This window comes from Psychrobacter sp. APC 3426 (genome assembly GCF_030408035.1).
In the GTDB taxonomy this organism is placed as follows: domain Bacteria; phylum Pseudomonadota; class Gammaproteobacteria; order Pseudomonadales; family Moraxellaceae; genus Psychrobacter.
Genome location: NZ_JASDCF010000010.1, coordinates 68,743 through 87,199, shown reverse-complemented (window position 1 = coordinate 87,199; position 18,457 = coordinate 68,743). Strand labels below are relative to the sequence as shown.

Genomic DNA, 18,457 nt, shown 5'->3' with positions numbered 1-18,457 from the left:
ACACTGCGCATTAGTATTATTGGTTATTGCCATAGGCATAGTTGTAATGATAACTATATTTACTCATGAGCCCTTGCTTTACATCATTGAGAATAACGCCATCTACCTGGATATTAGATTTATGCATTTGCTTAACTGCATAGGTCAACTGCCTTTCCATTGACTCATCATACCTAGTTACCATGAGTATTTGGTCTGCATGCTGTGCTAATACCATTGCGTCTGAAGCAGCTAATATCGGCGGTGAATCAATAACAATATAGTCATACTGAGACTTCAACTTCGCTAGCAGAGCACTGAATCTATCGCCAATTAGTAACGATGCAGGATTAATTGGATGCTTGCCTCGTGGTATAAAGTCAATATGCTCCATACCACTCGGATGAATGAAGTTTTCTATACCAAAACTAGAGGTCTCATTTATAGCAGGTACATCGACAGTAGTGTCATGCGACACAATGCTATCATCTTGCAACAGATAATCAGCTAGACCATTGTATTGGCTCATACTAAAGATTTTGTGCAGCTCACCTAGACGCATATCAGCATCTATGACCAAAACTTTTTTATTCAACTGTGCAAACACTTCCGATAAGTTAGCAGAGATAAACGACTTACCAACGCCTGGACTTTCACCTGTTACCAGGATGACTTTTGCCTGTTTGGTGTCCGATACTACTGTTGGCATACCTAAGATCAGACTGGTTCGAAGACTCTTAATCGCTTCATAGGTTAGACTGCTATTATCGACATGAGCCAGCATACGAGGGGCTGCTTTTTTGTTAGTACTTAATCGTGATAGCACAGAAGAACGTGGAATGGTTGCTATAACTGGTACTCCTGTCTTTGATTCAATACGCTCAGGGTCTTTAACGACATTTCTAAGCAGATTCATAATCAGCACTAATAGAGTACCTAATAGAGCACCCGCTAAAGTAGATAACCCCATTATTAATTGCTTTTTAGGTGTAATCGTTCTGTAGGTATTGATGGGTAAGTCGATGATACGAGCATCACTGACCTGGCCTGCTTTAACAATTTTTAACTGCTCGTAGTTTTTAAGAATAGTGAGATAAATCTCTCTATTGATACTGACATCTTCCGACAATGTTACAAACTCTCTTTGCACTTCTGGCAACTTATTAACAGTATCTTTAATTTGTTGTTTTCTGTCATTCAATACCCTAAGTTGGTCATTTATTTGAATAACCAATGGATGCTCTTCAGTATAGTAAGTTGTTAATTCTGCTTTTTTTAGTTTTAGTTCGCTAAGCTGCGAGTCGATTCCAGCTTTTTCACCTAACAATATACCTGCTTCTTGACCCACATCAATGGTGCCGGATTTTTCTCTAAAACTATTGAATTTCGCTTCTGATGCTTCAAGGTTTTTCCTGAGCTCAGGAATTTGCTTTTCCATAAACTGAATTGTCTTACTGGTTTGTTCAGAATCACGCTGTTGATTCTGCGCCATATATGATAAAACAATCTGCTTTAAAGTAACACTTGCTTGCTCCTGACTCAGACTTGACAAGGATAGTTCGATAATACCTGTCTGAGCACCTTTCTCTACTACTGTTAAAGCACTGTTTATAGAATCAGTGGTAATCTGTAAAGATCTTTGAGTGATATTTATAGGGTGATCGCCAGTAGGTAATTCATTAATCCCGATTTCAATCAGACCATTTTTACCTCTGAAGCGATAGGATTTGCCCAACTGTCCCTTAAATTCTTCAGTGCCGCTACTCAAAACAAAACCTGTATTGGTTCTTGATAGAACGAAAGGCTTGTCTAAATAGTCTTGTGATACATCAAACTGCTTAATTTGTACTGGACCACTGTTAGTTTCAAGTAGCACGCCATCAGCGGTACTCATTTGTACGTTTGTTTGATTATTCCTTATCCTATCCAGCTTGTTAACTGAAGGATCACTCAACCTTATATCTAAATTTAATCGATCCACTACTGGCTCTAAAACCATACGGGATCTAATAAGCTCTATTTGTGCTTGGGTTGAACTATTATCAGGCGGCAGCAACTCAGACACGCTTGACCCTAGACCTGATACGTTTTTTGAGGTTTCATCGATTTGAATCAGGGCATCTGATTTAAAGGTTGGGTTTTCATAGCGAGCATATAACACCCCTATAATTAAACCCAATATTGCAAACAGAACAATGATCTTCCAGCCGCGTAACAATACTAAAAACAGACCTAGCAGATCGTTATCTTTGTTTGTATCGTTTCTAGATAAATCTTTTGAGTTAGTATCCATAACTATGTCTTCATCAGTTAGTATTTGTCGTTCAGCTTATTTTTTTTGTCCATTGCTCGAGGCTATCGACGATATCTTTTCTAGTGCTTTCAAATACTGCCCTATCATGTCGATAAGGGTCGGCAATATCTCTATCTATCCAATGACCTATCCTGAAAGTCTTACCGCGGCAATGTGGCCACTGTCTCTCAATCCATTTTGTTTGATTGCTCGACATGGTTAGAATGAGATCTGCAGCCATTACTAGCTCCTCGTCAACCTGTTTACCTACATGATGGGAAAGATCAATATCATGTACTTGCATAACTTCTTGTGCAGTAGGATCAGCACTATGTCCAACCAATGCGGAGAGACCTGCGGACTCAATTTTTTTATCAGGATACCTATCATGTAACAATGATGCAGCGATAGGACTCCGACAAATATTACCTACACAAACGACTAATATATTATTAAACATTATAATAACGATTACCTATAACCCTGAAAGACTCGTAACTGCTGAAGTTGATGGTAATATCGAGCTGAGGATACGGTTCCAACGAGTTAACCCAGTCGGGTCAACATAAAGAATATCGTTGGCTTGCATCTCGAAGCGATTGGCCAATGCTAAACTGGTAATCGTTTGCATATCGACATAATAGATATTGGTATACTGATAGTATGGATTATCACGGACGATATATACTTTGGCAGCATTGGCTGTGTTAGGGTTTAGGCCGCTTGACTCACCCAGTACATGCGATAAGCTGAGCCCCTGCTCAGGGATAGCGACTGGTGCAATTCGACCAAACTCACCCAATACATAGACTTTATTACGATCTTGACTATTCACATGAATAGAATCACCGTCTTGTATATAAATTTGATTAGGAGATAAGCCCATCTGTCTTAATGACTGTAAACCTAGGTTATAATTCTTACCTCGGCGATTTAATACAATATTGTTGGAATCACCTATCGCAGTGGCACCTCCTGCCATAGATAAGGCACCATATAGTGAGACAGGTGCATTGGCAATGGGGAACTCACCAGACTTAGCAACTTCGCCATCGATAAAGAACTTGCTACCAAGATAGTTAATCACTTTTACTTGCGGATCTGAATACTTGAGATAGCGTTGTAATTTACGCTGCAATATTGCAGTAAACTGCGGCACACTCATACCACTGGCTTTAATACGTCCTATCAATGGAAATTGAATAAAACCTTGCTGATCGACAGTCAGACTCGATGTTGATGCACTAATATTTGGATAATCAGTCAGCGCTATACTCAGTATGTCTCCAGCCTCGATACGATAACTTACTGGTGCTGATGCTTTGACCAAATCATATAGTTCTTTATCGATTGTTTGAGCTTGCTTAGGTGGCAAAGTCGCTACGGTTAATGGCTGAACATTGAAAGTAATGCCATTTTCTGCTACAAAGGCGCCATTAGGCGGCAAGTCACCAGCTTGAAGTCCAGAGTTGATACTGGTACAGCCTGTTATGACGCCAAAGAATAATAGGCACGCTATAGTTAATAATCTAGATAAATGGCTATGCATAATAAAACCTTTATAAACCGTAGCTATGAGTAACAGCTATTAATAATAGCGCAATTTTTGTAATGATAAACTCCCTAAGGAGACACACTGCAAACAAAAATAAACACATTTATAATAACACAAGTACCTAGTCAATAAACAGTTGTTACCTGTTTTCTAAAATCCATACATATATATGATACCTAATGAATATATATATTCACAATTATAGTTATATACTATATAACAATCATTTACAACAAACCTGTCAATCAATGTGACCAACTAAGGGCTGCATAAAAATGATAAATAGCGTAGAATAGTCAATCCGATTTTTTACATTGAGAAATGTAAACCCACCGACTCAAGGTTATGATTATGAAAGATGAAAAACTGCAAAAAGCCCTCGCCCGTATGGGTCTTGGTTCACGCCGTCAGATGGAAGAAGTGATTAAAGCAGGCCGCGTATCTGTTAACAACGGACCTGCAACCATTGGCGACCGCGTTGAGCAAGGCGATGAGATTCGTGTTGATGGCCGTCAGATTAAATATACGGCTGAAAACGAGAAACGCCGCCGTGTGTTGGCTTACTATAAGCCTGAAGGCGAAGTTTGTTCTGCTAAAGATCCAGAAGGCCGTCCAACCGTATTTGAGCGTTTGCCAAAGCTGACTCATGACCGCTGGGTAATGGTTGGTCGTTTGGATATCAACTCAACAGGACTGTTGCTGTTCACCAACGATGGCGAGATGGCGCATCGCTTGATGCACCCGTCTAGTGAAGTGACTCGTGAATATGCGGTACGTGTATTGGGCGAAGTGACCCCTGATATCGCTCGCAATCTGACTGCTGGCGTCATGCTAGAAGACGGCATGGCACAGTTTGAAGATATCAAAGAAGGTGGCGGTGAAGGTGTCAACAAATGGTATCACGTTAAGCTAAAAGAAGGTCGTAACCGTGAAGTACGTCGCTTGTTTGAGTCGCAAGGTCTGAAAGTCAGCCGTTTACTGCGTACTCGTTATGGCAGTATTGTATTACCAAAAGAGCTACGTACTGGCCGTTTCTTAGAGCTCGACAAAAAAGAAATCAATACGCTAACGGACTTAGTAAGTTTACGCCCACGTCACGGGACAGGTCTGCACGGCGCTGCTAAAGAAAAGCAAGAACGTATTAAAAACAAACCGCTTAAAGCACGTCGCACTGACAATCGTAGCGATAAGCGCAGTGGTAATGCAAAACCTAAAAGCAGTGCTAGCCCTGCCAGCCGAGGTACACGCAACACTCGTGACCGCAATGATAAGCGTTAATTGCATTTATTTCACGATACTCTAAACCTCTTATGGATGTAGAGTAAGCCATATAAAAAGCTGCCAATGACGAATAATCATTGGCAGCTTTTTTATGTATTTTTATCTTAGCGCTATTAACTGGAAATAACGTCCTAGCCGAAGGCTTAGCTATCATGACTATTAATATAGTTCTTCATGACTCTTAATTCCTGCAACTGCTGAATCTCCATTTGCTCTAATAGCCTATCTAGACGTTGTTCGATACTATCTAAGACTTGCTGCAATAATTCACTGGCTTCTGCATTATTTTGGTTGTTCAAATCGTTAGTGCTGCTACTGATATTTGCCAGATGATAATAGCTTGCCAGCATTTCAGGTAAGCGAGTGTGCAATAGCTTGTTCAAGACAAACTGCTGCTCTGTGACTGCAGACGTTTTCTTCTGAGCTTGTAGCGTTTTTTGATAAGCTTGGTAGTTGCAGAGCTTTTTATCAATACGTTGCAATTGACGTAGCTGGTTATCTGGCAAGCTTTTTAGGTGTTGTTTGTTTAAGTTTAGCCGTTGCCAATTAATAGCAGATAATGACAATGGTGCATCGTAATCCTGATACGTGAGCGCGCCCGGGGTGATGCCAACCGCTTTATGCAGTGCTTGCCAACCTTTTCTCCCCAAATAGATAGCAGTGACCGTCGTCACAATGCCAACGCCTATTAAAACACTCATATACGCTTACTCTTTATCATACGACTCTGGCATTTATAATTTGATATCCTCAGCTTTTGCCCTGTCAGCATTGGCATCAGTTGGACGATCAATCGCTTCAATATCTACACTGCTATTAGCAGCATCCTCACCGTTGGTAAGTTTTTGAAGCTCTTGATTATCCGCGGGATTGTTAAAACGTTTTTGTAGGTATCGATTGGTCGCAAGTAACTTCTGCCCATCTTGATGATAGGAGGCATTGAGCAAATCATCAAACTGGGTATTAATTGTGCTTAATACATCTAGCAATGCTTCTTTACCAGTGACATTAGAGTGCTTAATCTTGGTAGTGTCAGCACGCGCACCATCCCCCACATCTAAATCATGCAAGCGGCGATAGTCTGCTACGGCCATTGGCACATGCCTATCCATTAAGTTTTGAATCATGATATAGGTTTCGTTAACAGTATCTTTATCATCGATTTTTCCATCATTATTGGTATCGCCATAAATAACGCGCAGCTTTTCGCCTTTGTCATTGATTTGATCAAGGGCGGTTTTGACATCAACTGGTAAGCTTTTTTCAGGGATATAACCCAGTTGTGGCATCGCTTTATATTCAAGCATTTTGGGCGCTGTCACTTTTTTAATACCACGATACCCTAGGTACAACCCAGCTGCTGGTAGCACGCCATATAAAACGAACATTACAAACATCGCAGTAATTTGGGTCATTAGGTTGTCCTTATTGCTTAGCAAAATTGTTTGGCAAGTTTCTTATTATTTTTAATAAAAATCGGTAGCTATCATTAAACAAAAAAATAAGGCTCTATAAAAGCCCTATATTGTTATACATTGAATCGATTGTGTTTAATCATGCTGATTTATATAACTTTAATAATGCCAATTCAAAACCCATGAGTTAAAGCCACGATTAAAAGACAAGCAAACACTAGCTTTGGGTTCGGCTCTTAACATAGCGGTGCGTTGAAGCGAGTTTATTCATTACCGTTTGATGTAGCTCATCTAATAATTCATCAAGCTCGTAATCTATCTCTAAAAACAAATCCGTCAACATATCGCCTGCGGTCATTTTTCCTTGCACCATATTATTTTTGGTACGATGCGGACTAAAACGTTGCAGCTGCTCGTAGTGATGTAGCGCTTCGGGAATACTTTCAGACACCAGCTTATCAATGACAAACTGGCGCTCATTATGTTGCTGTTGTTGCTCAGCGTTGAGCTCGCTACTCCACTCACGGTAGCGCTTTAACTTACCATTAATCCGGTCTAGTATCGCAACGGCCTCAATAGGCATGGCATTTAGGGTGGCCTCATCGACCACATCAATAAGCTCAGTCATAATCGGACAGCGTCCATGTTTGAGATACCATAACGTATCAGGGTCAAAAGGTGGTCTATTGGTCGGGGGCATCTGAGCACGATTAGACAAATAGCGATCGGTTAATGGTGTTGCAGAGCGGATATCATTTACTTGTGCTAACGCAGCGCAAATACGGTCGGCACGCTCAGGCGGCGTAAGCGTAGAACGTTGGCTGCGCACCTGACTCTGCTCATTATCAGCCGCCGTAGCATTAGCCATTACGTCATCACTACTTGCCAGTTCCTGAGCATTTTTCGCAGCTAACGTCGGCAGGTCATCTTGAGCTTGCCCAAATGACTGTAGCATTCTTGTCAAACTTACCACCATGACCGACTCTGCCTCTCTTCTCGTGCACTCACATTTCGCTCGTACTGCATTTATTAATATTGCGTTTTTTCATATTGCATCGATTTATTCAATAGCGTATCTTAACAGCTTTTTACGGCACTGCCAGTAAGCAAAATGTCAAGATTCTCATTTAGCAACCTCTCAAATCATGTGAAAGACAAAGCGCGTAAAATATCAAACCTTAAAAAACCATAAGCGCACTATTATGAATGCTCCCGACTATATTTCTGGCTTCTTACTTGGGCTGTCACTCATCATTGCAATCGGCTCACAGAATGCCTTTGTCCTTAAACAAGGACTGAAACGCGAGCACATATTTTTCGTCTGCTTGTTTTGTGCGATCAGTGATGCGCTGCTAATCTCTGCTGGCGTTGGCGGTTTTGGCGCAGTGACAGCACGCTACCCACAAGTTGTAGACATTGCCAAATTTGCAGGCGTTTTATTTTTACTTGGCTATGGCCTGCAAAGCTTATATGCCAGTATGCGCCTATCGCATGCACTTACCGTTGAAGGACAAGTCGTCACCAGCTTAAAAAAAGCGCTGTTATTATGTTTTGGCTTTACTTGGCTTAACCCGCACGTCTATCTAGATACATTGGTGCTCGTCGGCATGGTTTCAACAGGCGCAACTAGCAAAGTCGTATTTGCTGCTGGTGCGGTAAGCGCCTCGTTCTTTTTCTTCTTTGCACTTGGTTATGGTGCGCGACTACTTCGACCCTTATTTGCCAAACCAAAAGCCTGGAATATACTGGATGCCTTAGTGGGTATTCTGATGCTGTATTTGGCTTGGCATCTTTATCAAAGTTAATGCAACGTAAGAAATAAACGCTGCGTATAGAAACAAGAAAACCAAACACATAACGTGTTTGGTTTTCTTGTTTTGAAATGAACAATGCTTATTAAGATGCTTTTTTGCGCTTTTTAGGCTTAACAAAGGTCAAGTTTAAAAAATGCTCTAGCGAATCATCAAGAATATCTAACCATGGTTCTGGTAATTCAGGAGATAGCGTTCCAGTCAAAGTAGAACGATAGGCCTTTTCTCTAAAGGTCATGATGTTCTCAGCTTTATCTTTTTGCCATTCTTTTAAAATTTCGCCCTGCTCTTCTACTGCAAACTCTGGATAATCGGTGCCATTGGTCAAATCACGGATATAAGCCGCTTGAAAATCAATAGAATCACTGACCGTTGCACACTTAGCATAAGTCGCCAACCACTTTTGCTCATCTGCTTCACGAGTCGCCAAATCAGGCAATTCGATATCACCCAGTATCACATCACGTGCGTACCATGCTTGCGCATCAAACATATTAAAGGTGAAATACTGATCCTGCATCCCCAAATAAATCAGTTTTGGATTAGGTTGCCAAAAGATACCTTTATATAAGTTAGCTGGATACAAGCAATTATGCGTCTGCAAACGCAGCTCATCAGGCATAAATGGGAAGTGGAACAAGTAACCGGTACACATAATAATGGCATCGAAGGTTTGACTCGTTCCATCAGCAAAGTGTGCCACATCATCTTCAAAATGTGTCACTAAAGGTACTTCTTTAATACCTTCTGGCCAGTCATAACCTAGCGCTTGTGTGCGATAGCTAATGGTGACTGATTTGGTGCCATACTTGTAGCACTGCGTGCCAATGTCTTCGGCAGAATAACTGCTACCGATAAGTAAGATATCTTCGTCTTTAAACTCTAGTGCATCACGGAAATCATGCGCATGTAGAATACGACCGGGGAACGCTTCTAACCCTTCAAAGTATGGCATGTTTGGTGTGGAGAAATGACCGGTCGCAACCACGACATAATCAAACTCTTCAACTTCTTGCTCACCACTTTTATGATTCATCACCGTCACGGTGAATTTTTGCGTTTCATCATCAAATGACACCCAACGTACTGGGCATTCAAAGCGGATGTACTTTTGAATATCTTGCTTATCGATACGACCCATGATGTAGTCTTTTAGGACTTCACGTGGCGGGTATGATGGGATAGGTTCACCAAAATGCTCATCGAATGAATAATCAGCAAACTCTAAACACTCTTTAGGACCATTTGACCATAAATAGCGATACATACTACCGTGGACAGGCTCACCATTTCTATCTAGACCTGTGCGCCAGCTGTAATTCCACATGCCGCCGATAGCATTTTGCTTTTCATAACAAACTATCTCAGGCAAGTTTTCTGCACCAGCCAAACGAGCTGCTTCAAAAGCACGCAACTGCGCCAAACCACTTGGACCTGCACCTAAAATAGCAATTCTTTTCTTGCTCAAAACTAGCTCCTATAAAATCATTGTACCCCTATTATAACATAATTTCATATTTGACGTTTTTTGGCGCTACTTTTGGTAATTGATAGTAGCAACCGAATCGATGCAAAATCATTTGAAATGCTTATTAGAAAAAGCTTACGGGCTTTAAATATTGAGCTAGAATGACTGTCATTTACAGCATTACAGTCCATTTTACAGAAATGTGTTTATAGACGATAAACCGCTTTTAAAGTAGCAATTTATCGAGTAATAAGGATGAGATACAAAGTGATAGCGAGCGATGTGACAGACGGTTTTTGACAGTAAAAATCAGTGTATTAAGGAGAGTAAACAACTTATATCGTTGGCTATCTATAAGTTGTTTATAGTAGGCGGATATAGCCTGATAGCGTCTGCCACTTACTAGAAACTTGACTATATCAAACTAGGAAATAGTGTACGTAAGCCATTGACGATAATCTCGATAGAAACAGCGGCTAAGAGCATACCCATGATTCGGCTCATGATGTTTAGCCCAGTATCACCCAATAAGCGACTGATGCGACCTGCCGCCATCAACGCCAAATAGCAGAACAAACTGATGAATAATCCAGCGATAAGGATGGCCGAAACCTGCAAAATACCAGAGACTTGTGATGAGTAGATAATAACCGTTGAGATACCACCCGGTCCAATCATCATAGGAATGGCCAATGGCACGACAGCAGAGGCGGTACTGGGTGCAGCATGTTTGTCATATTCTACATCGAAGTTTTCTTGGTCAGGCTTAACAGGGTTACCATCACCATTCATCATATTCAGGGCAATCAAAAACACCAAAATACCACCTGCCAACTGGAACGAGCCAATCGAGATACCAAGCAGTTTAAGTAACGTCTCACCTGCTACGGTAAAAAAACTGATGGTAATAAAAATGGTCAAACAAGCAACACGCGCCACTTTGCGTCGATTATTCATTGAATAACCGCGGGTCAAATCCAAAAATAATGTCAAAGCACTAAAGGGATTAATCAATACCAAAAAGGCTAAGATTATTTTGATGATTTCAGTATTCACTGAGCCTCGCTTGTCTATGGGTAAACATCAGGCAAAAAGATAAGGCCATCGTGCGAGCGCAGCGATGACCCAATAAGCGGTTAAAAATGGCATTGTAGCATAGGCAGATAACCTAATAAAATCATTAACTTTGCTTAATTTCACACAGGCTATTCTCTTCAGAAAATATTGCGATAATCTTTGATAAAACTCTCAATAAAGACTGCAGTTATCGGTCTCTATTCAAAAAACATGAGACGTTTAAAGACTAAGCGCTAAAATCAAGCCCGATATCAAGCGCCGTCGTACTATGCGTCAAATAACCCATCGCAATAAAATCGACACCTGTTTCTGCTACGGCTTGCACAGTTTCAGGAGTGATACCACCTGATGCCTCGGTCTTGGCGCGACCTTTACACATGGCGACCGCTTTCGATAACGTTTCAGGTGACATATTATCTAACAGCACCAAACTCACGCCAGCATCCAAGGCTTGCTCTAACTGTGCTAACGTATCAACTTCAACCTCTATCGGAATCAAGTGACCTGCAAAGTCTTGCGCTTGCTTAATCGCAGTCTTTATATCGCCTGCAATGGCAATGTGATTGTCTTTGATTAAAATTGCATCGTCCAACCCTAAACGATGATTGCGCCCACCGCCGCAGCGTACCGCATACTTTTGTACCGTGCGTAGACCTGGAATAGTCTTACGCGTACAAGTAATTTGTGCAGGATACTCTGCCACACTGTCAACAATCTGACGAGTTGCCGTTGCAATACCACTAAGATGAGTCATGAAGTTCAGTGCAGTACGCTCGGCTGTCAGTAAATGACGTGCATTGCCGCTGACAATCGCCAATACCGTACCCGCAGCAACCGTTTCACCATCAACAACCTGAGCAGCGAACTCTATCTGCGCATCAACCAAAGCAAAAGACAAACGTGCTAAATCCATCCCGCAAACCACACCTGCTTGGCGCGCTTTGATTTGTAATTGCGCCTGCATATCCACTGGAATAGTCGCTTGCGAGGTGACATCACCACGTCTACTCAAATCCTCAGTTAAAGCAGCTTCTACTAAGGGTTTAAGTAACACTTCATCCAATGCTGGCTCTCGTTCAACTGTCATATTTTACCCTTATTATTGCGTGATGGCTTGTACATGCTATCTGCGCGCGATTGATACAAGCTCTATTACAACTACATTAAGCTCAAAATGAGCATAAATATAGCGTAAAGCGTTGAGTCTCGCAAGAAAAGGGCGTTATTTTATTTATTTCACAAATTACATTTAAGCCTAATTAAGGAAAAATTATACAGAAATTAATGCTATCGGCACTATTTCCGTTTGGGCAATTTACTGTCCATCAGCAAGCTTTGTAGCTCAATGTCGTGGCGAAAGCGATAGAGCTTGGCAGGTCGACCGCGTTGGGCGCTGCTGCTCTGCCCTGTTTCCATCACTAAATTCTGTGAATCAAGCAAACGACGGAAGTTTTGCTTATGCAAACGCACGCCTGACAACGCCTCAACACTTTTCTGTAATTGCGATAAGGTGAAAACATCTGGCATCAAACCAAAGATAAGCGGTCGATATTCAATCTTGGCACGCAGTCGTGAAATGGCGGTAGCAATCACTCGGCGATGATCATAATACATGGGCACACCTATCAGCTGCGACCAATTTTCCGGCAAAGGACTGCTTTGATCAATGCTTGGGGCGCTGATTTGACTGTTGGCTGAATAGATAGGTGGATAGGTCGGCGCTTCAGGTATCAGCCCCGCTTCATATAGCATCTCATAGCGTAGCAGTACGTGTTCGGCAACCCACTCTCGATTGTCCTGATTGTTATCACTCACTATATCAAGACCAGCATTTTTATTTTCGCAATTCCCAAAATCATTGCCCGCTAAGAAAGATTCACTCAGTCCCCAGCACAAGCCAATGCGCTGACGACGACGCTGCTGAACGATGACATCTTTTGTGTCATTCGCCCACTCTAATAGTGCTGGCACAATGAAATCCATGATGATACTTGGCCTACCCTCCAAGTGATTTTCCCAAGGAAAATAATCATACCAATCTCGCCATGAGGCTTGGCTTTGTAGCTGCTGCATTTGTATCTCTTGCACCAACCCCAAGTAGCTGACATACACCAACGCATGGCCATCGACATTGCGTCTATTGGTATCGACAAAGGTATATAGCTGCTCTAAATAACCGAGCGGCTGCTGGGTTTGTTCTTCAACCCACTGGCGCACGCCAGCTTGCAACGAGCGGTGCAATGGCATCAAGGGTCCATTGGGCAATAGCTTACCTTGATCAACGGTTAAGACCCGAGCGGTATGCTCAGTAATCGCCACCAACACGGCGACCACTTCTGTGGTGCCACTACCCTGTTGATGTGCATGTGAGTAAGACAACATCATGGCTTTAGTAAATATCCTTTATCTTGAAGAATGCAGTGAAAAAGCTATAAATTATGACTTTTATAACACGGCTTAGTATAGCGTGAATCTAAAACTATCATAGCCTGCCGTTGTAAATATACCAATGGCACTGTGATAAATACTAGAAAATAAGTGCGAGAACAACAGTATAAGAAACGGCGCTATTTAGAAGAAATCCAAACATATTTAGTTCAATTTTAAAGTTAATTATAAAAAATACTTGTATTTATGCTCAAAATGAGCATAATTAAAACACTTCATTTATTCACCATATTTAACTGTTCTATTTCTAACGACACCTTATTTGTCGTTAATGCACTAGTTAATGCACTAAAGGTTGCACTTATGAAAACTTATCCCTACGACGCGCCCATCATGAGCAATGACAATCGCATTGCGACTCAAATGAATATCGAATATGCCAAGGCTAAAATGCCTGCAGACCTGCCACGTGCGGAACGTCTCGCAGTTGAAGATAATATTAGACAGCTATTAACAGACAATAACGCAGTTCTGGTTGCTCATTACTACGTCGACCCTTTTATTCAAGACTTGGCGTTAGCAACAGGCGGCTGTGTTGGGGATTCGCTTGAGATGGCACGCTTTGGACAAGCGCATAGTGCGCAAACCTTGGTCGTCGCTGGCGTACGCTTTATGGGCGAATCAGCAAAGATACTAAGCATGGAAAAAACAGTACTGATGCCAGACTTGGAGGCTGAGTGTTCGCTTGATTTGGGTTGCCCTGCTGATGAGTTTTCCTCATTTTGTGCTGCCCATCCTGAGCGTACTGTAGTGGTTTATGCCAATACTAGCGCGGCGGTCAAAGCTCGTGCTGATTGGGTCGTGACCTCATCCGTTGGTATCGATATCGTTCGTCATCTGCATGCGCAAGGCGAACCTATCATTTGGGGCCCTGACCGTCATTTGGGTAAGTACATCGCGCAGGAGACTGGCGCGGATATGCTGCTCTGGCAAGGGTCATGCTTGGTTCATAACGAGTTTAAAGCGACTGAGCTTCTGCAATTAAAAGAAGAATATCCAGACGCTAAGGTGTTGGTACATCCTGAGTCACCTGATAGTGTCGTCGCACTTGCCGACGTGGTTGGCTCAACCAGTAAGCTGTTGCAATCGACTTATGAGATGGATGCCGATACCTTTATTGTCGCTACCGACTTGGGTATCTTGCACGAGATGCAAAAGCGCTCGCCACACAAACGTTTCTTAGCTGCGCCTACCGCTGGTGAGAGCGCCAGTTGTAAAAGCTGTGCGTTTTGCCCGTGGATGGCGATGAATGGCCTAAAAGGGATTGAGCAATGTCTGTCTCAGCGCAGCGGTGAAGTGCTCATGACGCCTGAGCTGGCGACAGCTGCCAAAAAACCACTCCAACGTATGCTTGATTTTGCTGAAGCGCAAAAGCAGCGTGTGGCTGCAAGTGGTGACATTGTCAAAGACCGCGAATTATTTGCCAATGTTGGAGCGGCGTAATATGAACGAGGCATGGTCAGCTGATAAGATAAAGACTAATAATGCTGAGGATACTGTCCAGACAGACGTCCTTATCATTGGTGCTGGCCTTGCAGGACTAAGTACTGCTCTCGCCTTACCAACATCGCTAAGTGTGACGATATTAAGTAAAGCAGCAATAGATGTTTGCTCAAGCCATTATGCGCAAGGCGGTATCGCCGCCAGTCTAGATAAGAATGACCGTGTCGCTGATCATATCGCTGATACACTCGTCGCTGGCGCAGGATTATGTGAGACTGATAACACCACTAATATCCTCAGTGCCGGGCAACAAGCCGTACAATGGCTGTGTGAGCAAGGCGTACCTTTTACTCAGATCCCCCAGCAAGAATCAGAAAGTCATATAGAATCGGGTTTCGACCTCTCTCACTTACATCTGACCAAAGAAGGCGGTCATGGCTGTCGGCGAGTTGCACATGCCGATGATGCAACTGGTCGGCATATCATGGAAGCCTTGACTCTAAAAGTGCAAGCTGCATCCAATATTACTATCTTGCCCTACCATGAAGCACTGAGCCTTTTAAAAAATAACGCTAATCACAATAACCAATGCCAAGGTGCGCGTGTTTTTGATCATGTCAATCAACGTAAACTCACCTTTCATAGTCGCGCTCTCGTATTGGCGAGTGGCGGTTTAGGACAACTATTTAAGCGTGCCAGTGCGCCGAATGTCTGTGTCGGCGATGGCGTGATGATGGCGTGGCAAGCAGGTTGCCGCTTAGCCAATCTAGAATTTATTCAATTTCACCCGACTGGCTTAGCCTTAAATGACAGCAGCTTTCTAATATCCGAAGCACTGCGTGGTGAAGGTGGGCGGCTATATTGCCCACAAACGGGCAAGCGTTTTATGCTCGATGTTGATAACCGTGCAGAACTGGCGCCAAGAGATATCGTCGCCCGTGCCATCGCTGAGCAAATTAATAAGAATGGACTTGGCTATGTACATCTTGATGTCAGTCACTTGACAGCGGCGTTTTTACAAGAGCATTTTCCGCAAATTTATCAAACACTACTAGATCTCGGCATTGATATTACTACTGACCCTATTCCAGTTGCCCCTACCGCTCACTATAGTTGCGGAGGTGTAGTGACGTCTGCCAATGGTTTGACCGATGTAACAGGGCTTTATGCTGCTGGTGAGGTTACTTATACAGGTCTGCATGGAGCAAACCGCTTAGCGAGTAACTCTCTATTAGAATGTGTGGTCGTTGGGCGCAATATCGCTACGGACTTACCGCGCTATTTAGCAGCAATAGAAACGTTAGAAACAACTTTACCTCATCTTAATGCAAACCAAGCAATTCATGATATGTGGATAGCGCCAACGCTTAAAAATAGTCAGCGCATTACTTTGCCATCGTCTGCTGAATATGAAAGCAGGTGTAATGAAAATGACAATCACAACATCAACGTCATTATAAATGCTGATATCACTGCAATAACCGCAGAACTAAAGGCTTTGATGACCTCTCATATGGGCATTACCCGTGATGCTCAGCAATTAGAACAAGCACTTTTACAAATACAACAATGGCAAGAGAAAATTAATAGCTACGACTCTAATCAACTAGCTATCGATCATAAAGATAACGCTGCTATTCTAAATGAGCTGCCCTACTTTCAATTAGCAAGACAGTTGCAATTAGCGACCTTGATTATACAATCTGCTTATCAGCGTCATGAGAGCCGCGGTGGCCATTACCGAAAAGACTATCCTGACTTAACGAGCACACCTCGGACGAGTGTGATTGAGCCATTATCAAAGTTGAAAGAGGGTGGTATTGATTGGTTGATTCAGCCTATAATTGATGATACAGAGGCTGGATCGGTATATACAGTTGCTAACGCCTAACAGCAGTTAAGCGTTGCCACTTCAGCCATAAAAAAACGGTAGATTACCGTTCTCTAACGACCTCAAAGTGCTAAAAACATGGCTTCTGACTTACGGTTTGTGATGGCCCTAATGCTAGTCGTGAGTTCGGTTTGGGCTATGCTTGCCCTCCCTCGCTTGCGTCAGCGCTTACCGAAAATCTATCTTATAGCACGCTCATGGTGGCTCATGTTAGCAGCACTTTGCGCTTGTTATGTTATCGCTAAGATAACTGATAACAGTCAACACCTACACTCTCGCACATACCCCTATCAGTGGTTGCTGATCGCTTTTTTCTTGTTGATTGGTGTGCGTGGCGGCTACGAGATTAAACGATTATGGCACCTACCTAGCAAAGCTAGGCTTATTAGTAAGCTTCAAGCGTGTGGCTTGCAACCAAATACTCAGCCTTTTATAAAAACGCCTTCTGATTCTAAGCAAACCTATACACGTTTAAATCTTTTAGACTTGCTGTTTAGTTCTGTCTTTATTGCATTGATTATCAGCTTGATTGCCTTACAGCAATTAGCATGGCAGCGCGAACAATACGGCATTTTGTTTTTTGTATTATTCGCCAGCCAATTTAATGATATTGCCCAGTATCTATGCGGACGATTGCTGGGTCACAAAATCTTTAAGCGCGGTCTTGCTCCCACCATCAGCCCAAATAAAAGTATCGAAGGTGCTCTCTTTGGCAGTGTGTTAGCAGCGATATTGGCCACACTATTAGGCATCTGGCTCACTTCTTTTAGCTGGTGGGTTTGCTTATTGGCCGCCTATGGTTTAGCGGTAAGTGGTATCGCTGGAGACTTATTAGAATCTGCCTTTAAACGTCAGCACGGCGTAAAAGACACGGGTACGATGCTTGCCGGACATGGCGGCGTATTGGACAGAATAGATAGTTTGCTCATAGGCGTGCCATTATTTACCTTATTTTATTGGCTGCTCGGCTAAGCTGTTATCAAATGGTTTTATCCAATTTACTACGCAATATCCAGTTAAGCAAAGGCTTAGGTAAATGGTTTAGCGCCCGAGTGATATAGCGCATAGAGCGTGGAAATATGGCCAGCTCAATATCTTTATCAACTGCCCGCATAATCTTCTCAACCGCCGTTTGTGCCTTTATTATAAATGGCTTATGGCTAGCATCCCCATTATTTAAATCACGTAATGCTTGGGTGTCGATATAGCCTGAGGCGATGCAGTTTACTTGGATATGATAAGGCGCAAGTGCTGCACGATAGGCGCTAGCATTGGCAATCATCGCACGTTTACTTTTGGCATATAGACTGGCGTAAGGATAATCCATTGTGCCGGCGATAGAAGCAATACAAATTAGGCTTAGGTTGCTGTTTTCATTGAAATACAACGCACAGCTTTGCCGCCTTAATTGCTCACTTGCCCATCTAAAAACTTGCTCAAACGCTTGCAGGTTAATCGCTAGCATTTGATCGCTGTCCGCTTGACTCAGATGGTGAACACGCTCATTGGTATAACTACCCGCACTATAAATCACTCTTTGAAAACTGATATTTGACAAGCTCTCTAACAAACTTTGTGTTTGCGCGTTATCAGTCAAATCACAGCAATAAGTAACAATATCGGGGTGCTGACTATTGATATTATCTATCTTCTCCATACTATGACCAATCACGCTCACTTGCCAGCCAAGCGCCTGATGATGCAGTGCCAACGCCAAACCAAGACCACTCGTACCGCCGAAAACGATGATATGCGATGACTTATGAGCTGAAGTAGATTGTGTAAGGTCTTTCATT

At 42.6% G+C, this 18,457-nt stretch carries 16 protein-coding genes; 5 read left to right on the top strand and 11 right to left on the bottom strand.

Going from position 1 to position 18,457, the window contains the following annotated elements:
• Positions 1–16: 16 nt before the first annotated feature.
• The 3 genes from QL919_RS07265 to QL919_RS07255 are packed head-to-tail and all read right to left on the bottom strand — an operon-like array spanning position 17 to position 3,821.
• Entirely contained in the window at positions 17–2,272 is a 2,256-nt protein-coding gene (locus QL919_RS07265; protein ID WP_290188888.1) for a polysaccharide biosynthesis tyrosine autokinase, read from the bottom strand.
• Positions 2,273–2,303: 31 nt separating this feature from the next.
• Positions 2,304–2,735, bottom strand: coding sequence for a low molecular weight protein-tyrosine-phosphatase (locus tag QL919_RS07260; protein ID WP_290188902.1), 432 nt, complete (start codon positions 2,733–2,735; stop codon positions 2,304–2,306).
• Positions 2,736–2,747: 12 nt separating this feature from the next.
• Entirely contained in the window at positions 2,748–3,821 is a 1,074-nt protein-coding gene (locus QL919_RS07255) for a polysaccharide biosynthesis/export family protein (RefSeq protein ID WP_290188887.1), read from the bottom strand.
• A 357-nt stretch (positions 3,822–4,178) separates the two neighbouring features.
• Here QL919_RS07255 and rluB point away from each other — a divergent pair, with 357 nt between their 5' ends.
• Complete coding sequence (rluB, locus tag QL919_RS07250; RefSeq protein ID WP_290188886.1) at positions 4,179–5,105, top strand: 23S rRNA pseudouridine(2605) synthase RluB; 927 nt, start codon at positions 4,179–4,181, stop codon at positions 5,103–5,105.
• A 146-nt stretch (positions 5,106–5,251) separates the two neighbouring features.
• On the opposite strand, the gene QL919_RS07245 is transcribed toward rluB, so the two are convergent.
• From QL919_RS07245 to QL919_RS07235, 3 genes are all read right to left on the bottom strand, one after another.
• Entirely contained in the window at positions 5,252–5,809 is a 558-nt protein-coding gene (locus tag QL919_RS07245; protein ID WP_290188885.1) for a hypothetical protein, read from the bottom strand.
• Positions 5,810–5,842: 33 nt separating this feature from the next.
• A complete protein-coding gene (locus tag QL919_RS07240; RefSeq protein WP_290188884.1) occupies positions 5,843–6,523 on the bottom strand; it encodes a hypothetical protein in 681 nt (226 codons plus the stop codon).
• A gap of 217 nt (positions 6,524–6,740) precedes the next feature.
• Positions 6,741–7,478, bottom strand: coding sequence for a hypothetical protein (locus QL919_RS07235; protein WP_290188901.1), 738 nt, complete (start codon positions 7,476–7,478; stop codon positions 6,741–6,743).
• Between the two features lie 247 nt (positions 7,479–7,725).
• Here QL919_RS07235 and QL919_RS07230 point away from each other — a divergent pair, with 247 nt between their 5' ends.
• Positions 7,726–8,328, top strand: coding sequence for a LysE/ArgO family amino acid transporter (locus QL919_RS07230; RefSeq protein WP_290188883.1), 603 nt, complete (start codon positions 7,726–7,728; stop codon positions 8,326–8,328).
• A 91-nt stretch (positions 8,329–8,419) separates the two neighbouring features.
• On the opposite strand, the gene QL919_RS07225 is transcribed toward QL919_RS07230, so the two are convergent.
• The 4 genes from QL919_RS07225 to QL919_RS07210 all read right to left on the bottom strand — a co-directional run bounded on the left by QL919_RS07225 (position 8,420) and on the right by QL919_RS07210 (position 13,264).
• The gene (locus QL919_RS07225) at positions 8,420–9,802 is read right to left on the bottom strand and encodes an NAD(P)/FAD-dependent oxidoreductase (RefSeq protein WP_290188882.1); all 1,383 of its coding nucleotides are present in this window, start codon (positions 9,800–9,802) and stop codon (positions 8,420–8,422) included.
• A gap of 414 nt (positions 9,803–10,216) precedes the next feature.
• Complete coding sequence (locus QL919_RS07220; RefSeq protein ID WP_290188881.1) at positions 10,217–10,858, bottom strand: MarC family protein; 642 nt, start codon at positions 10,856–10,858, stop codon at positions 10,217–10,219.
• A gap of 247 nt (positions 10,859–11,105) precedes the next feature.
• On the bottom strand, positions 11,106–11,966 hold the full coding sequence (gene nadC / locus QL919_RS07215) for a carboxylating nicotinate-nucleotide diphosphorylase (protein WP_290188880.1): 861 nt from the start codon (positions 11,964–11,966) through the stop codon (positions 11,106–11,108).
• Positions 11,967–12,175: 209 nt separating this feature from the next.
• Entirely contained in the window at positions 12,176–13,264 is a 1,089-nt protein-coding gene (locus QL919_RS07210; protein ID WP_290188879.1) for a hypothetical protein, read from the bottom strand.
• Between the two features lie 366 nt (positions 13,265–13,630).
• Here QL919_RS07210 and nadA point away from each other — a divergent pair, with 366 nt between their 5' ends.
• The 3 genes from nadA to QL919_RS07195 all read left to right on the top strand — a co-directional run bounded on the left by nadA (position 13,631) and on the right by QL919_RS07195 (position 17,633).
• Entirely contained in the window at positions 13,631–14,770 is a 1,140-nt protein-coding gene (nadA, locus tag QL919_RS07205) for a quinolinate synthase NadA (RefSeq protein ID WP_290188878.1), read from the top strand.
• Between the two features lies 1 nt (position 14,771).
• Positions 14,772–16,661 carry an L-aspartate oxidase gene (nadB, locus tag QL919_RS07200; protein ID WP_290188877.1) on the top strand — a complete coding sequence of 630 codons (1,890 nt, stop codon included), beginning with the start codon at positions 14,772–14,774 and terminating at the stop codon, positions 16,659–16,661.
• A gap of 78 nt (positions 16,662–16,739) precedes the next feature.
• On the top strand, positions 16,740–17,633 hold the full coding sequence (locus QL919_RS07195; protein ID WP_290188876.1) for a phosphatidate cytidylyltransferase: 894 nt from the start codon (positions 16,740–16,742) through the stop codon (positions 17,631–17,633).
• Positions 17,634–17,640: 7 nt separating this feature from the next.
• On the opposite strand, the gene QL919_RS07190 is transcribed toward QL919_RS07195, so the two are convergent.
• The gene (locus QL919_RS07190) at positions 17,641–18,456 is read right to left on the bottom strand and encodes an SDR family oxidoreductase (RefSeq protein ID WP_290188875.1); all 816 of its coding nucleotides are present in this window, start codon (positions 18,454–18,456) and stop codon (positions 17,641–17,643) included.
• Between the last annotated feature and the right edge of the window lies 1 nt (position 18,457).

Bases quoted from the DNA above. Each gene is read 5' to 3' on its own strand.
- QL919_RS07265 (WP_290188888.1), bottom strand. From the start codon at position 2,272: ATGGATACTAACTCAAAAGATTTATCTAGAAACGATACAAACAAAGAT.
- QL919_RS07255 (WP_290188887.1), bottom strand. From the start codon at position 3,821: ATGCATAGCCATTTATCTAGATTATTAACTATAGCGTGCCTATTATTC.
- rluB (WP_290188886.1), top strand. From the start codon at position 4,179: ATGAAAGATGAAAAACTGCAAAAAGCCCTCGCCCGTATGGGTCTTGGT.
- QL919_RS07245 (WP_290188885.1), bottom strand. From the start codon at position 5,809: ATGAGTGTTTTAATAGGCGTTGGCATTGTGACGACGGTCACTGCTATC.
- QL919_RS07240 (WP_290188884.1), bottom strand. From the start codon at position 6,523: ATGACCCAAATTACTGCGATGTTTGTAATGTTCGTTTTATATGGCGTG.
- QL919_RS07235 (WP_290188901.1), bottom strand. From the start codon at position 7,478: ATGCTACAGTCATTTGGGCAAGCTCAAGATGACCTGCCGACGTTAGCT.
- QL919_RS07230 (WP_290188883.1), top strand. From the start codon at position 7,726: ATGAATGCTCCCGACTATATTTCTGGCTTCTTACTTGGGCTGTCACTC.
- nadC (WP_290188880.1), bottom strand. From the start codon at position 11,966: ATGACAGTTGAACGAGAGCCAGCATTGGATGAAGTGTTACTTAAACCC.
- QL919_RS07210 (WP_290188879.1), bottom strand. From the start codon at position 13,264: ATGATGTTGTCTTACTCACATGCACATCAACAGGGTAGTGGCACCACA.
- nadA (WP_290188878.1), top strand. From the start codon at position 13,631: ATGAAAACTTATCCCTACGACGCGCCCATCATGAGCAATGACAATCGC.
- nadB (WP_290188877.1), top strand. From the start codon at position 14,772: ATGAACGAGGCATGGTCAGCTGATAAGATAAAGACTAATAATGCTGAG.
- QL919_RS07195 (WP_290188876.1), top strand. From the start codon at position 16,740: ATGGCTTCTGACTTACGGTTTGTGATGGCCCTAATGCTAGTCGTGAGT.
- QL919_RS07190 (WP_290188875.1), bottom strand. From the start codon at position 18,456: ATGAAAGACCTTACACAATCTACTTCAGCTCATAAGTCATCGCATATC.